Source organism: Gilliamella sp. ESL0405 (assembly GCF_019469205.1).
In the GTDB taxonomy this organism is placed as follows: domain Bacteria; phylum Pseudomonadota; class Gammaproteobacteria; order Enterobacterales; family Orbaceae; genus Gilliamella.
Genome location: NZ_CP048265.1, coordinates 1,533,503 through 1,549,933, shown reverse-complemented (window position 1 = coordinate 1,549,933; position 16,431 = coordinate 1,533,503). Strand labels below are relative to the sequence as shown.

The 16,431-nt window shown below is 35.5% G+C and carries 14 protein-coding genes and 1 tRNA gene; 12 read left to right on the top strand and 3 right to left on the bottom strand.

The window, feature by feature from the left end; translation table 11 throughout:
• Positions 1 to 440: 440 nt before the first annotated feature.
• The gene (locus GYM74_RS06805) at positions 441 to 1,055 is read right to left on the bottom strand and encodes a type VI secretion system-associated protein TagO (RefSeq protein ID WP_220217473.1); all 615 of its coding nucleotides are present in this window, start codon (positions 1,053 to 1,055) and stop codon (positions 441 to 443) included.
• 612 nt (positions 1,056 to 1,667) lie between these two features.
• Between GYM74_RS06805 and GYM74_RS06800 the strand changes: the two genes are divergently transcribed.
• The 5 genes from GYM74_RS06800 to GYM74_RS06780 all read left to right on the top strand — a co-directional run bounded on the left by GYM74_RS06800 (position 1,668) and on the right by GYM74_RS06780 (position 5,289).
• Entirely contained in the window at positions 1,668 to 1,847 is a 180-nt protein-coding gene (locus GYM74_RS06800; protein WP_220217472.1) for a hypothetical protein, read from the top strand.
• Positions 1,848 to 1,850: 3 nt separating this feature from the next.
• Entirely contained in the window at positions 1,851 to 2,339 is a 489-nt protein-coding gene (locus GYM74_RS06795; RefSeq protein WP_220217471.1) for a type II toxin-antitoxin system death-on-curing family toxin, read from the top strand.
• A gap of 485 nt (positions 2,340 to 2,824) precedes the next feature.
• A complete protein-coding gene (locus GYM74_RS06790) occupies positions 2,825 to 3,430 on the top strand; it encodes a hypothetical protein (RefSeq protein WP_220217470.1) in 606 nt (201 codons plus the stop codon).
• A gap of 600 nt (positions 3,431 to 4,030) precedes the next feature.
• Positions 4,031 to 4,633: a hypothetical protein gene (locus GYM74_RS06785; protein ID WP_220217469.1), complete on the top strand. Its 603-nt coding sequence runs from the start codon at positions 4,031 to 4,033 to the stop codon at positions 4,631 to 4,633.
• Positions 4,634 to 4,779: 146 nt separating this feature from the next.
• A complete protein-coding gene (locus GYM74_RS06780; protein ID WP_220217468.1) occupies positions 4,780 to 5,289 on the top strand; it encodes a hypothetical protein in 510 nt (169 codons plus the stop codon).
• 266 nt (positions 5,290 to 5,555) lie between these two features.
• Here the strand turns inward: GYM74_RS06780 and GYM74_RS06775 are convergent.
• Positions 5,556 to 5,632: transfer RNA gene (locus GYM74_RS06775), tRNA-Val, on the bottom strand.
• Positions 5,633 to 5,925: 293 nt separating this feature from the next.
• Between GYM74_RS06775 and recQ the strand changes: the two genes are divergently transcribed.
• The 7 genes from recQ to ruvB all read left to right on the top strand — a co-directional run bounded on the left by recQ (position 5,926) and on the right by ruvB (position 15,248).
• Complete coding sequence (recQ, locus tag GYM74_RS06770; protein WP_220217467.1) at positions 5,926 to 7,755, top strand: DNA helicase RecQ; 1,830 nt, start codon at positions 5,926 to 5,928, stop codon at positions 7,753 to 7,755.
• 112 nt (positions 7,756 to 7,867) lie between these two features.
• A complete protein-coding gene (locus GYM74_RS06765; protein WP_366518675.1) occupies positions 7,868 to 9,085 on the top strand; it encodes a hypothetical protein in 1,218 nt (405 codons plus the stop codon).
• 169 nt (positions 9,086 to 9,254) lie between these two features.
• A complete protein-coding gene (locus tag GYM74_RS06760) occupies positions 9,255 to 10,433 on the top strand; it encodes a M20 family metallopeptidase (RefSeq protein WP_220217465.1) in 1,179 nt (392 codons plus the stop codon).
• A 466-nt stretch (positions 10,434 to 10,899) separates the two neighbouring features.
• The gene (gene dnaX / locus GYM74_RS06755) at positions 10,900 to 12,990 is read left to right on the top strand and encodes a DNA polymerase III subunit gamma/tau (RefSeq protein WP_220217464.1); all 2,091 of its coding nucleotides are present in this window, start codon (positions 10,900 to 10,902) and stop codon (positions 12,988 to 12,990) included.
• Positions 12,991 to 13,023: 33 nt separating this feature from the next.
• Complete coding sequence (locus tag GYM74_RS06750) at positions 13,024 to 13,362, top strand: YbaB/EbfC family nucleoid-associated protein (RefSeq protein ID WP_220217463.1); 339 nt, start codon at positions 13,024 to 13,026, stop codon at positions 13,360 to 13,362.
• A gap of 259 nt (positions 13,363 to 13,621) precedes the next feature.
• Positions 13,622 to 14,230 carry a Holliday junction branch migration protein RuvA gene (gene ruvA, locus GYM74_RS06745; RefSeq protein WP_220217462.1) on the top strand — a complete coding sequence of 203 codons (609 nt, stop codon included), beginning with the start codon at positions 13,622 to 13,624 and terminating at the stop codon, positions 14,228 to 14,230.
• A gap of 13 nt (positions 14,231 to 14,243) precedes the next feature.
• Positions 14,244 to 15,248 carry a Holliday junction branch migration DNA helicase RuvB gene (gene ruvB, locus GYM74_RS06740; protein ID WP_220217461.1) on the top strand — a complete coding sequence of 335 codons (1,005 nt, stop codon included), beginning with the start codon at positions 14,244 to 14,246 and terminating at the stop codon, positions 15,246 to 15,248.
• A gap of 99 nt (positions 15,249 to 15,347) precedes the next feature.
• On the opposite strand, the gene cysK is transcribed toward ruvB, so the two are convergent.
• Entirely contained in the window at positions 15,348 to 16,313 is a 966-nt protein-coding gene (cysK, locus tag GYM74_RS06735; RefSeq protein WP_220217460.1) for a cysteine synthase A, read from the bottom strand.
• Between the last annotated feature and the right edge of the window lie 118 nt (positions 16,314 to 16,431).

The following is a 16,431-nucleotide window of genomic DNA, read 5'->3' as shown; positions in this document are numbered from 1 at the left end:
CAGATTGATAACTTTTCTAAACTGTTTACGGTATATTTGAGGGTATTTTGAGATAACCTATCAAAAATACCGTGATTGGACTTATTCATAGAAGCAATTAAATTAACAAAGCATAATGATAAATTGTATAACATACCAAAAGTCGAAAGCTAAATTTCAAATAATTGTTTTATATGCACTATGAATTAACAACGTCATCAGTGTCTAAAAGGTTATGATCGTCGTTTGATCTGAATCTGTTTTTAATAGAATAATAAATATTACTTTCAATTGTTGGTTAGGAAGGATCTTTTATAAGTTAAGATTTATGATCATAATGATGAAATTGATCTTTGTATTTGAAGCGAAACGGATCAATTTCATCTTTGCTTAACATTTAATGTTGAGATTTGTGTTTAAGGTAATCTAATATATTTTAAAGAATTTAGTTTTCCATACCATTACCAACCACATGTTTCCCTTAGCGGTTTTATTGCTTCATCAAGCCCGGTTAATGTAAATGTTGTATTTACTGCTGACTCACCGTATGGTGTGACTTGAATAAATAATTTATTTTTTCCGATTAATTCCTTAATAAAATCCGTTGTCTTTTTTGATCGGGTGCTTGAATAGAATATTGCTTTATGATCATTTGAAATATCCCATCTTCTATTCGATACCGCTTTTTCAGAGTCAATACGTGTTATGGGCGTTAAACCATTAGAACGTAAAAATGTATCAAAATCGATATATAATTCAGTTACATTCTCTTTACATCTGATATATAAATGAGGTGTTATTAAATTATATCGCGCGTTTATTGGACGATCAGCATTCAGTCTTATGGTCACAGATTTACTATCATCAACGGGTGATACGCCTTGTTGGACAAACCATTTGCCCATGGCATTTTTATCTATCGAGCTTTCAGTTTTTTTCTCGAATATCTTATCGTAGCATGCAAGTCTTTGAGTTGAGTCAGTCAGCGATTTACAGCTGTCGATTTCTTTCTCAAGTTGATCATTAGCGAGGGCTAAAAAAGGTAAAGCAATTAAGGTAAATAAAGTCTTTCTCATAATAAAAATCAATAAGTTAAACGCTCTTTAATAGTATTGTATTTTTTGGGGGAAATCAATGCTTAATTGTATGGAATCTATTAATGATTTTAAGAATAATTGGCAATGGTGTGATCCATGTTTATCTGCGTTAATTCATATTTTTCTCAGTGATAACAATATTTGTTGATATAGATATTAAAATAGTTATACAGACATCCGGTGATTATAATAATCACAATTGATACTGAATAAGAAAAGTACATATTTGACCTATAGAAATTGAAAGTAATAAGCAAATAGTCTTATTAGTCATAAGATTAATCACTGTATTTAAAACTCAACAGCCTAATCTCAAGGATTGTTTATCATCAGCTAGTTTCTCCATTATGGAGACCGCTTAAAGTTGATATATCAATTTGTAAGTTAAACCAAATTTAGATGACGGATAGCACGTCATTGAATAGGCGGTTATTATGTGAAAAATTTAATAGTCAAATATATAGCACCTATTAATTTTTTAAATTTGTCTAAATTGCCTTTACTCTTTACCTTATGGTAATTATAATCAACTTAAGGTTGAGATCTTATTTTTCTCAGCCATTTTTATATAAAAACTTATGAGGTGAGTTTATGGGTCACGCACAAATAAAGGAAGTTCGTCTTTACATTCCTCCACGTGACAAACACATAGAGGTGAAAGCAAAACCTGCGCTAAGTGAGGACTGCAAGCACAATGATCAAGTTTTAAATGCCTTTGTCTTAGGGTTTGCTCGCTACAAAAAAGCTATGAAAGACTTATCAAAGGTTTGATGAATGTCTGTGTCACAATTTGGAGAGATAGTTGAAGGAATCAATTTTCTTTCAATTGATGACTTAAAGCTTATCAATTCATTGCTAATTAAACTTCAGACACCTAAAGAGCCTATATATATTCGTGACGAAAATGCCCTAGGCTCATCCCAAGCTAGACCAAGTATTTGTAGATATTACGAACAAAACGAGGATATTTTCAGGTTAACAGCTGTTCTTATTGAGAGTTTAATTGAAAATCATCCTTTTGCTAATGCTAATAAAAGAACTGCTATGTTTGCTGGCTATCTATTTTTACTATTAAACGGGCAAGAATTAAAAGCACCTGATGCAGAAGTTGTTGAAATGGCGGTTGGAATTGCTACTAAAAAGTATAATGTGGATGAGTTAGAAGACTGGCTTTTTAATTGGTCACACGAATTTGATTCCCGTAGTCTTTGCATTCGAAATGTGCACTCTATCGAAGACTTAATAATTTCTATTAAAAATTAGTCATAGAAGAAATATAACCTAAAGCTCGTATGCAAATGCGGGCTTTTTTTATTATTAGAAAAAATATGCAACATTCCATAAGTGGGTGAAAAACAATTCTACAACACCACAGTCGCAAATATTAAGGTTATTAAGTTTTGGAAAAAGCAATAAATAACGGAAATCGGAAGTATTAAAATTACTTCCCTACATAAAACGTTACGTTCGTAGGATAAATTAAAAACATTAATATATTCGAGATTTTCTAAGCCAGCATAATGCTTTTGAAGCATTTTTATGGAAAGAACGTTAATTAAGAGATTTTTTCAGAATTAAAAATAAAATTTAACAGCATCAAGTTAAATTGAAAATGTTAAAATTTGTGTTTGTTCCTGCATGTTAATTAAAGCTATACCTTAACATAAATTTTAAAATGTCGTTTCAAATGATAATAAATGTGTTATTTTATATAAAATGGTTTTCCACCATTATATAGGAAATAATTGATGGTTAGATTAGTCAAAATTTTTGTTGTCACTATGATTGCTTTCAATGTAGCGTCTTGTTCGAGTGACGGTGAGTTATGCGTGTTTGGTACATGGGTTAGTGAAGATTCTAATTATAAAAGGAAATATTGGCGATCGACTTTATGGAATAAATCTAAAGCTTCAAAGCATGATTTAGAAAAATGTAATCAAGAAGCAGAAAATATAAAGGTTAATCTTGAAAAGATCTTCCTCGATATATGTTCAACTGGGCATATATCTCAAGAGAATTTAGCATATGCAATCTCGATTCAGCACAATTATCTTGAGGGTTATCATTTTGGTAAAGACTCTGAAGAGATGAAAGGAACTATAGATCAGATTTTCACCAGATTTTTCATAAACAACGACAGTAAAAAAGCTTCTGAAGCTTATAAACTAAAACTGGCGTGCGCTCGTTATATACCAAAAGATGGTATTTACTATGATTATAAAGTTGTAGGTCCCGATTCTCTATTTTATAAAAGTTTTAATGAGTATAATTTTGAACAATGTATGCTTAAAAATAACTTTGAGCTAATTGTACCCACTAAAAAGACAACATACTGCAAGGGCATTATGTGGTAAATTTATGTGGGTAATCTTATGAGCTAATTTATTGTTATAACTGAGCGCTTTAGTTAAATAAAACTAATGTTTCTTAAAAGTTTTACAACAAACTATTTAAAGCATAATCGAGTAAGTACTCAATTTATGGAAATGAAGGACGCAAAAGTTTACTATAAAATAGTATGAGTTTTACCCTAGAAAAAAACGAGGTGATGATGAATTCTTGCTAAGCCTTTTCGGATAAGGCTTTAGAATGGTACGCCCGGGTGGACTCGAACCACTGACCCCCACCATGTCAAGATTAAGTCCTAATTTAGATTATATTCAAATAAATCAATTAATTATAATTTATTTACATGTGCATAAAAACAGTGATTTGAGTTAAAAAAGATATTAAAGATATCAATAACTTAGGTAGAGTTTTACCCCACCTAAATTACGATTTGAGCGTGGGGAACTTCTACTCATTCAATGTGATTTTTAGTATAAACCTTTAAAATATTGTTGATATATAGATAATATTTATCTAAAAATTTAAACCTTTGCTGATAAAGTATTGTCCTAAATGAGAATATTAATATAAAATCTATTTTACATGAATTATTTAGGAAATAATTAATGGCTAAATTAATAAGAATTTTTATTTTAACGCTGATGGTTATTAGCGTGAACTCCTGTTCAAGTAGAGGTGATTTCTGTTTGTTTGGCTATACTGACAGTGAATTTCCAGATTATGATAAAGAATATTGGCGATCAGTTGTAAAGAATAGAGCAAAAGCTTCAAAAAGTGATCTTGAAAAATGTAATCAAGAAACAGAAAATACAAGACTAATTATGGTTAATATCTTTACCGAGTTGTGTTCAAGTGGGCATATATCTCAGGAAAATTTACCTAATGCAATTGCGATTCAGCACAATTATCTTGAAAACCGTTTTAGATCAAGACCTAAAAATTTGATAGGAACAACGGACCAAATTTTTCTCCGGCTCTTAGGCGAAAATATCGAAAATAAACCGCTTAATCCAGATATACTTCATAAAGCATGTGCTCGTTTTATACCCCAAAATAACACATTTTATCATTATCAAGGAATAGGTCCCGATACTCTTTTCTTCGAATTTTTTAATAAGTATCATTTTGAACAATGTATGCGCAGAAATAACTTTGAGTTAATCACTCCTACAAAAACAGAGAGATGGTGTAAGGGAGTTATGTGGTAAATTTGCTATGCTATTATTTCGCTTTAGTTAATTTGGCCTGTTGTTTTAATTGGACTTAACTGCATTAATGACAACTTTAGACTTTGCGATATAAAAGTCTGGGACTTGCTTACTCAATCAATTCTATATCGACAGCATGAAGCTTTATGCATTTAACTTTATTCCCCGTAAATACTTTATTGAGAGATATCGATTGCAATAAATTAGAAATCAATTTCTTAAACACTACCGGTAAGGATACTCTGCCTTTTTGTGAATTTAACACAGTAAACCCTTTTAGTCATAAAGTTGATAGAAAAAAATTTCAAGATAATTTGCATACATTGCAGGATAAAATTATAGAAGGCTTTAAAAAACAGACTCCTAAAGATTTAGATGAATACACAGTATTGCAAGATGTTTATAAAAATAATAATGAATTGTTCTTTAAATTAACCATAAAAAATACTTCAATAAAAGACTCTAATGATGAAACATTAAAAGCTTTTTTAACCGTATTTGCGGTAGATAAATACTGTAATATTGATAAGTCTGACAATAAAGTACTGCAACGTATAAAATTTATATTCTCAAATGGGGCATCTTATGTATATTCTATTGATAATGGAGAGCCTTTAATCATTCATGTGGATAATAGTAATTGCCAAAAACAATGAAATAAATTGAGAAGCATATTTAATTAAAATAAAAATGAGCCTGAACTAAAGTTGGGCTTTTTATTGTTTTACTAAGAATCAAGGCGCCTAAAGTCGTTTTGTATTTTATTCATAATAAATTAATCTTCTAAAGTGTGAAGCAATGATGTGAAATTATGAATTAGTGGGTCGCAAAAATTTGCTAAAAATGGTGTGGGTTTTACCCCTTTAATAAAATTGAGGAAAAGATTAATTCTTTCGAGGCCTTTTCGTATAAGGCTTTAGAATGGTACGCCCGGGTGGACTCGAACCACTGACCCCCACCATGTCAAGGTGATGCTCTAACCAACTGAGCTACGGGCGTATATTTGAAACACGCAAATATTAGCTGGCAATTGGATTTGTAGCAAGTAAAAAAATTGAAAAATAGTTGAATTTTTAGTCTGTTGAATAAAATTGTATTTAAAATAAGCATTTTACGGTTAACTTTAAGATTAAATCTTAATATTGTCGATTATTTTTGGTGGTTGCAGAAAATTTTTCAGTATTATTTTTCAATTTTGGAATGAATAAAGGAATAAATATAAGTTGGCGGTAGTTTGTTATGCTTAAATTGGCTATACTCGCTGCATTAATTTATGCGTTATTTAGGTTAGTATGTCAATAAAAGATCAGATTGAAGATGTTTTACACAATACATTCGGTTATAAATCATTTAGAAATCAACAAAAAGAGATCATCGAGTCGATTATTGACGGTCGAGATATATTGACTATTATTCCTACCGGAGGGGGTAAATCGTTATGTTATCAAATTCCTGCTGTTTTGTTGCCCGGTACTGCATTAGTCATTTCACCGCTGATCTCTTTAATGAAAGATCAAGTCGATCAATTATTAGCTAATGGCATTTCGGCCGCATTTCTCAATGCCAGTCAATCTAATGTCGAGCAAAAACAGGTTATTGAAAAATATCTTAATAACAGTATCAAACTGCTTTATATTTCGCCGGAACGTTTAGCGTTATCCTCCTTTTCTTCTTTGATTGATACCCACCCGCCATCATTAATCGCAATTGATGAAGCGCATTGTATTTCACAGTGGGGGCATGATTTTAGGCCAGATTATCGGCAGTTACACCATTTATCCAATCGTTTTCCGCAAGTGCCGATTATTGCATTAACCGCGACTGCCGACAAAATGACCCAAACAGATATTATTCATCAACTTAATTTAGTTGATCCTTTGGTTGTGGTGCGTAGTTTTGATAGACCTAATATTCGTTATACTGTGGTTGAGAAATTTAATTTGACCGAACAACTTGTCTCGTTTATTGAAACGCAAAACGGTAATAGTGGCATTATTTACTGCTCGAGTCGATCTCGAGTTGAAGATATGACAACAAGACTTATCGCCAAAGGATTTTCGGCTATCGCTTATCACGCCGGATTAACCAATCATGAACGGCAAAATGCTCAAGAAAAATTTATAAAAGATGATGTACAAATTATTGTGGCTACCGTAGCTTTTGGTATGGGAATTAATAAACCCAATGTCCGATTTGTGGTGCATGCTGATTGCCCTCGAACTATTGAAAATTACTATCAAGAAACCGGCCGGGCAGGGCGTGATGGGGTACCAGCTGAAGCGCTTTTAATTTTTAATAATAATGATCTCAATTGGTATTATCGTCAAACAAACGAGAAAATGGATGGGCAACATAAAGACGTTGAACTGCATAAAATTAGTGCTATGGAATCTTTTGCTCAAAGTTTGACTTGTCGGCGAATAATGTTGCTTAACTATTTTGGCGAAAATCGCAGTGAGCCCTGTAATAACTGTGACATGTGCCTTTATCCACCTGAAATTTATAATGGGCTGGTTGATGCACAAAAAGTATTATCGTGTGTTTACCGTGTAGAGCAACGATTTGGCGCTCAATATATTGTAGATATTTTGCGTGGTTCAAAACGCTCAGCAATCTTAGAAAATGGTCATGAAAAATTGTCGGTTTATGGTATTGGTAAAACTCATCCGGCAGAGTATTGGTTAAGTGTTATTCGGCAACTGATTCATTTAGGGTATTTGCAACAAAATGTCTCAACCTATATCACTCTTCAACTTACGGAAAAAGCACGCCCAATCCTGCGAGGTGAAGTCGCCTTGTCGTTAGCAAAACCTCGATTAGAAATTGTTAAAAAGAGCCGTTTAAATCGCTATGCAAGATCAATTAATTTATCGACAATTTTATCTTATGAAGAGAGGATATTATTTACTAATCTCAAACGATTGCGTAAAAGCATTGCCGATGCTGAAGATATTCCACCCTATATTGTGTTTAGTGATGCTACCTTGCTGGAAATGGTTCAAACCAAACCTGAAAGTAAAAAGCAACTGATCAATGTCACCGGTGTGGGTAATATCAAACTGGAAAAATATGGCAATCTTTTTTTAGATGAAATTAAGGAATTTATAATAAAAAATAGCTAACAATGTAAAAAATTTAAAATATAATACATTTTTTGGTCTAATTGATTAGCTTTATTTGATAGTGAAATAATCTTTAAAGTAAAATGGAGTTTTTATGTCACCGATGATTGACATGCCACAGATGCTGGCACTGGTCTTGTTACTTATCATTTTATATCTGGGCGATGTGGTTTCAACACGCACTAAAGCTTGGATTCCTTCTGTCTTCATTTGTGCAGTCTTATTTTTAATAGGTTACTGGACATTCTTTCCAAAAGATATCGTAGCCCGGGCGGGTATACCGCCAGTTGTTGCTGTCATGTTTATGTACCTGCTCATCGTTAATATGGGAACGCTATTATCAGTCAAAGAGTTATTGTTACAATGGAAAACCATATTAATCTCGTTAGCCGGTATTGCCGGAATCATTATTGTTGCCATTATAGTTGGTTATCTGTTCTTTGATTTTAATACGGTCGTTGTGGCTATTCCGCCGTTAGTTGGTGGGATTGTTTCAGCCATTATAATGGCGCAAGGTGCAACAGATGCCGGATTGGCAGATCTTGCCGTTTTTGCCATTATTATTTACGTCATGCAGGGCTTTGTCGGTTATCCGTTGACATCTATCATGCTTAAAAAAGAGGGACGCAGAGTACTGGAACTCTATCACGCTGGAAAATGGAATTCAAATAACGATCCCAAATCCCCTGTCGAAAAAGAAGAAGCCAATTCATTAGATGAAAACCCGATGCCAAAATTATTTGGCAAAATTCCTGCCAGTTATAACTCATCTTATTTTATCTTTTTACGGATAGCTATTGTCGGGTTCTTAGCTTATTTTGTTGCTGAAATTTTAAAACCATGGGTCAGTGTAAGCCCGTTTGTGTTGTGTTTATTATTTGGCGTCATTGCCTCTTCAATTGGTTTTTTAGAACGTCATCCATTAAAAAAAGCCGGTGGTTTTGGATTGGCAGTAATGGGGTTGATGTTATTTATTTTTGATACATTGAGCCGCGCAACGCCCGAAATGCTTGTTCGCCTTATTACGCCGTTAGTGGTTTTCATTCTTGCTGCGGTGGTAGGCATGTTCATTTTCTCAGTTGTAGTAGGTAAGATTTTAAATGTAAGTCGAGCAATGGCATTTTCTATAGCGCTTACTGCATTATATGGTTTTCCTGCTGACTATATTATTACTAACGAAGTCATTAATAATCTATGTAAAAACCAAAAAGAAAAAGAGATTTTAACCAGCCATATGTTACCACCAATGTTAATCGGCGGGTTTATCTCGGTGACAATTGTATCAGTGGTTTTAGCAGGCATTATGGTCAATATGATTGTGAAAGCTTAAAGTTGCATTGTTATTTGATGTCATCTTTTTAGATTTATAGTAGAAGATGACATCTTCGATACGCTTATAAATGCAGATGCTAATGGATTTAAACGCTGTCTGTATCATTTAAATTATCCGCTCTTAAATTGTTGAGATCGGATAAAAATTGGAATAAAAAGGTCGTACTATGATAAATCAAAATATAAAAACATTAGTTAAGCAAAACATTGCTGAGATGATCGCCTTTCGTCGTGATTTGCATCGTCATCCCGAATTGCCATGGGAAGAGTTTAGAACTACTGATAAAATTGCTGAAGAGCTGGATAAAATAGGCATCCCTTATCGTCGTACAGAGCCAACCGGTATTATTGCAGAAATTCAAGGTGGAAAACCCGGCAAAAGGATTTTGCTTCGCGCGGATATTGATGCGCTACCGGTGCAAGAATTAAGTCAAAATATCGATTATCAATCAACCATTGCCGGCAAAATGCATGCATGTGGACACGATACCCATGCCGCCATGTTGCTCACTGCGGCAAAAGCCCTTTATGCCATACGTGATCAGTTAAAAGGTCATGTCAGATTGGTTTTCCAGCCCGCTGAAGAGGTTGCGCAAGGCGCAAAAGAGATGATAAAACAAGGAGTCCTTGAAGGTGTGGATAGTGCTTTTGGTATGCACATTTGGTCACAAACGCCAGTTGGTAAAGTGTCTTGCGTGGTTGGTTCAAGTTTTGCTTCAGCAGATTTATTAACGGTGCGATTCAAAGGTAAAGGTGGTCATGGTTCAATGCCGCATGATACGGTCGATGCTGTTATGGTGGCATCCGCTTTTGTGATGAATGTACAATCGATTGTATCACGTGAAATTTCACCACTTGAACCTGCGGTGGTAACAATTGGCCGAATGGAGGTGGGTACTCGTTTTAACGTTATTGCTGAAAATGCGGTGTTAGAAGGGACAGTTCGTTGCTTTAATGTTGCCGTTCGTGACAAAATCGAAGCAGCTATTCGACGTTATGCTAATCAAGTTGCTGCCATGTATCGAGCAACGGCCGAAGTGGAATATATTTATGGCACTTTGCCGGTTATTAACGATAAAGAGAGCGCTTTGCTAGCGCAAAAAGTTATCGTAGAGTCATTTGGTGAAGAGGCGCTTTATTTTGAGCCGCCTACAACCGGCGGTGAAGATTTCAGTTACTACACTGAAAATATTCCGGGAGCATTTGCCTTAGTTGGCTCAGGTAATCCGGATAAAGATACCCAGTGGCCACATCATCATGGTTGTTTTAATGTTGATGAGGACGGTTTGGCAATTGGTGCAGAGTTTTATGCACAATATGCATGGGCATACCTCAATCAAAACTAATCATAAACAATCCAACCATTTATTGGTGGTTGGATTGTCTATATAAAGGTTAATTCTTTTAGGCTGAAAATAGAAAACGCCAGTTATTGCGTAGCAATTTTATCGTTATGGTTTTTACATCAGAAAGGTTTTAATCGGTTATTTGGCGCAATAATGACAGTCGTGACTAGTCAAAGCATGATTGAAATATCGTCATTTAACTTTTGAGCCATATGAGTTTATCTGGATAAAAAAATAAATCTGTTTAGCGGTAGTGTTAACAAAATTTAAAAATTTATTAAGCTATAAAACCCTATTTGATTTAAGTATCAAAGGGTAAAATCCTTGTCAAGAAGTTTCAGAAATACCCTACGTTTCAGTATAAAAATTATCAGATCTACAGCCCACTTAATCGGCAAATTAAAGACTAATTTAACTCTTTATGTTATTATTAGCGCAAATTTATTGGCGATATATAATGGTGATCATGAGTTATCAAGTTCTGGCGCGCAAATGGCGACCAAAATCATTTACTGAAGTGGTAGGGCAGCAACATGTCCTTAAAATTTTATCAAATGCCCTTTCGTTAGGACGAGTTCATCATGCTTATCTATTTTCCGGCACACGAGGCGTGGGTAAAACGTCAATTGCACGATTATTAGCTAAAGGATTAAATTGTGAAAAAGGTATCACTGCAACGCCCTGTGGTGTTTGTGATAACTGTCGTGATATTGAACAGGGTCGATTTGTTGATTTACTTGAAATTGATGCCGCATCAAGAACAAAGGTTGAAGATACTCGTGAAATCTTAGATAACATTCAATATCTGCCAACTAAAGGTCGTTTCAAAGTTTATCTTATCGATGAAGTACATATGCTTTCTCGAAGTAGTTTTAACGCACTGTTAAAAACACTTGAAGAGCCGCCTGAACACGTTAAATTCCTATTGGCAACAACCGATCCGCAAAAACTGCCGATCACCATACTGTCTCGGTGTTTGCATTTACATTTAAATATGCTTGATACTTCTCTTATTGCCCAGCAATTAGCGCATATCTTGCAATTAGAAAAAATTGATAGTGAACCGAAAGCGTTACAGCTATTGGCTAAGGCGGCTAATGGCAGTATGCGTGATGCGTTAAGTTTAACCGACCAAGCAATCGCTTTAGGTAATGGTCAGGTTGATGCTGATTCGGTTGCGGCAATGTTAGGCACATTGGATAAATCTATCCCATTTTCGCTAATTGAAGCGCTTTATCATGGTGACGGCAATGCGATGATGCAACAAATTGAATCTGCGGCTATGCAAGGTGCAGATTGGGATAATTTGTTAGCAGAAAGTATCGCCTTATTACATCAAGTTGCGCTCCTGCAAATAGTGCCAACAGCATTAGGCGAATATACCGATAATGAGGAGCGAATACGATTTTTAGCTCAGTATATGGCACCTAATGATGTACAGCTGTTTTATCAAATTTTATTAATGGGTCGAAAAGAGCTTGCTTATGCGCCCGATAAAAAAATTGGTGCTGAGATGAGCTTTTTGCGCGCGTTAGCTTTTATGCCAAAAGCGGTTGGTGCTACACCAGCGGCAACCAATAACGCTAACTTTAATCAGCCGCAAGTTGCGCCAGCAAAGCAGGCTCAGCCTGTGCACGTTCAACCTAAAATCGATAGCGAAGTTAAAGCCAAATTAGCTGCGCCTATAGCACCAACGCCCGCTTCTGCAAAACCGGCAACAACAAACGAGGCGTTATCTCAGGCTCAGTCTAGTGTAGCAAATAATAATGTAGAGCCTATGCAAAATGTTATGACAGCAGATCTATCGATTCCCGATGATGCACCGTCTCTTACCAAAAATATTTTAGAGATGCGCAGTAAATTAATAAAAGAGGAACAAACACCAAAAAAGTCTGAATTGGTTGATACTAATCAACCAAAAAACAGGTTGATTAAAAAGGTATCATCATCCGCAACACAATCCGAGCAATCAACCAATGCCAATGTTGATAGGCAAAGCGATAGTATCGAAAATGATGATGAGCCAGAAATCACCGCTGAAAACTATCAATGGCAATCTTGTGGGCTTGTTGAAACCAAAGATGAGTTAGCTATTGATACCAAATCATTTCGGGAATCGCTAAATGGTGATAAAACCCCCGAAATGATAAAAAAATTAATTGATGAAATGGCACAAAAAGATGCATGGTGTGCCGAAATTGAGCAGTTAGATATCGCGCCATTAATTAAACAAATTGCTATCAACTCTTATATTGAACAACTTGATGATGATAATGTTGTGTTACATATGCGCTCTTCGGTTAAACATCTCATTAATACATCAGTAAATACAGTGAAATTAGAAAAAGCTTTAAGTGATAAACGTCAACAAAATTTGAAAGTCAAAGTGATTATTGATGATAATCAAGCGATAAAAACGCCTTTAGAAATGCGTGAAGCGTTGTATCAACAAAAATTAGCGCAAGCGAAGCAAACTATCATCGAAGATCCAAAAGTTGCGATGATTTGTCAATGTTTTGAAGCAAAGATTGATGAAGCGAGTATTCGTCCTGTATAATCTAAGGCTAACTGTTATTAATGAGGAATAATTATGTTTTCAGGTGGAAAAGGTGGCTTGGGCAATTTAATGAAACAAGCCCAACAAATGCAAGCTAAAATGCAACAAGCTCAGGAAGAGATTGCCAAACTTGAAGTGACGGGTGAGTCCGGTGCCGGTATTGTTAAAGTGACTGTTAATGGTGCACATAACTGTAAACGTGTTGAAATCGATCCTTCACTTCTTACCGAAGATGATAAAGAGATGTTAGAAGATTTGATTGCGGCGGCCTTTAATGATGCAACCCGTCGCTTAGAAGAAGCGCAAAAAGAGAGAATGGCGCAAGTTACTGGTGGGATGCAATTACCGCCGGGCTTTAAAATGCCTTTTTAATTAATGCATTAACCTATTTATCCAATATTATTTTGCCGACTTATGTCGGCAAAATTGTTTTGGGTTTTCCTGTCTATTTATACAGTTTATCTTTATTAATTTTTTTCTATCAGGTAAACTAATCGATAATCATCAACGGTTAAAATTAAGTGATTAACATTTAAAAATATGCAGTGCAAATGCGTAAAACATTTAGCATATTTAGCAACGAATGCCACATCGCTTATATTATTCAACCCTAAATTATTAAGGATAAATTGTGATAGGTCGTTTACGTGGGATCATAATTGAAAAACAGCCACCTAAAGTGTTAATCGATGTTGGTGGTGTCGGTTACAATGTTTTTATGCCGATGACCTGTTTTTATGAGTTACCAGATAATGGGCAAGAAGTGATTGTTTTAACCCATTTTGTTGTGCGAGAAGATGCGCAATTGTTATATGGATTTAATCATGAACAAGAACGAGAGCTATTTCGTGAACTGATTAAAGTCAATGGTATTGGTCCCAAATTAGCTTTAGCAATTTTATCCGGCATGTCAGCAGCACAATTTATTGCAGCGGTCGAACAAGGTGAAATTAAAACCTTAGTCAAATTACCTGGCGTTGGGACGAAAACAGCAGAACGCTTAATTGTCGAAATGAAAGATCGGGTAAAAAATATTGGCGAAGGGTTATCATCATTAAAAACTGTGATTGAGCAAGGTGATGTTAAAAAATCGGCAAATCAAATTGAAAGCGAGGCTATTTCGGCGCTTATTGCTCTCGGTTATAAGCCTCAAGAAGCAAGCCGTATTATTAGCAAAGTGATCAAACCGGAAATGGATTGTGAAATGCTCATACGTGAAGCTTTAAAATCAGCATTATAGATAGGAAATAATTATGATCGAAGCAGATCGTTTAATTGCTCCACAAGCTCAAAAAGAAGAAGAATCGTTAGATCGTGCTATTCGTCCAAAATATTTAGACGAGTATATCGGGCAACCGCAAGTTCGTGAGCAAATGAAAATCTTTATACAAGCGGCTAAGCAGCGTTGTGATGCGCTTGATCATGTTTTGATCTTCGGCCCGCCGGGGCTGGGCAAAACAACGTTAGCCAATATTGTTGCCAATGAAATGAACGTTAATTTACGTACCACTTCCGGACCTGTATTAGAAAAAGCCGGTGATTTAGCGGCAATGCTGACCAATTTAGAGCCGAATGACGTGCTTTTTATTGATGAAATTCACCGCCTTTCGCCTGTTGTTGAAGAGATTTTATATCCGGCAATGGAAGATTACCAGCTAGATATCATGATAGGTGAAGGGCCGGCGGCTCGTTCGATTAAAATTGATCTGCCACCTTTCACGTTAATTGGTGCCACGACTCGAGCCGGATCGTTAACTTCGCCTTTACGTGATCGTTTTGGCATTGTTCAGCGCCTTGAATTTTATCGTGTTGAAGATTTAGAGTATATCGTTGGTCGCAGTGCTAAATTTTTAGGTATGGACTTATCGAGTGAAGGTGCCCACTTAATTGCTAAACGCTCTCGAGGTACGCCTCGTATTGCCAATCGTTTATTACGCCGTGTTCGTGATTACGCTGATGTTAAATCAAAAGGTATTATCGATGAAAAGATAGCAACCTTAGCATTGGATATGCTTGATGTTGATAATGAAGGATTTGACTATATGGATCGTAAACTATTACTTGCCATTATTGAAAAATTTATGGGAGGTCCGGTTGGATTGGATAATATTGCTGCGGCAATTGGTGAAGAGCGGGAAACGATCGAAGATGTGCTTGAACCGTTTTTAATTCAACAAGGCTATATTCAAAGAACACCACGAGGCCGAATTGCCACACCACACGCTTATCGGCATTTTGGCATTATTTATGAAAGCTAATTGATTATTTTTTAAATTAGGTTAGCAAATCATTATAAAGACTAATTAAACCGAAAAAGCGCAATAATAGATTTATTGCGCTTTTTTGGTGAATAATAATTAACCTAGCTCTTTTTCAGTAAAAATGCCACTAAATAAGTCAGTACTTAAATAGCGTTCACCGGAAGAAGGCAAAATCACAACAATGGTTTTATTGGCATTTTCAGGTAACTTCGCTAGTCTATCAGCGGCAAATACGGCTGCCCCTGATGAGATGCCGGCTAAAATACCTTCTTTTTCCATTAAGATACGAGCTGTATCAATGGCTTCTTCATTAGATACTTTTTCGACTAAATCAACTAAGCTTAAATCGAGATTCGACGGAATAAATCCGGCACCAATACCTTGGATTTTATGTGGACCCGGTTTTATAGGCTCGCCCGCTAATGCTTGCGAAATAACTGGGGAGTTAGTTGGCTCGACAGCCACGGCTGTAATATTTTTTCCTTGAGTTTTTTTAATAAAACGGCTTACCCCGGTAAATGTACCGCCAGTGCCTACACCGGCAATAAAAATATCTATTTGGCCGTCAGTGTCTAACCAAATTTCAGGTCCGGTGGTTTTTTCGTGGATTTCGGGATTAGCTGGATTGCTAAATTGTTGTAGCATAATATTGCGTTGCGGATTGCTGGCAACGATCTCTTCGGCTTTTTCAATTGCCCCTTTCATGCCTTTCGCAGCTTCGGTTAATACCAGATTAGCACCTAACGCTTTTAACAATTTTCGGCGTTCAATGCTCATACTTTCTGGCATTGTTAAAGTTAATTTATAACCACGAGCAGCGGCTACTGCTGCAAGAGCGATACCGGTATTACCGCTGGTTGGTTCAACTAATTCAACATCGGGGGTTAATAAGCCACGTTTTTCAGCATCCCAAATCATGTTTGATGCAATTCGACATTTAACACTGAAACTCGGGTTACGTGATTCCACTTTGGCTAAAATGTTACCATGACCAAAATGCTTTAATCGCACCAAAGGCGTGTGGCCAATAGTTTGTGAATTATCATCAAATATTTTACTCATATCAGAATCCTTATTAAAAAACATTAAACGGAACAACACCAAAGTATTACCACAAATTATCGTTAATATTATAAATATAACTCAAAAAGATGATACTAATTAATAATTATAACAATAT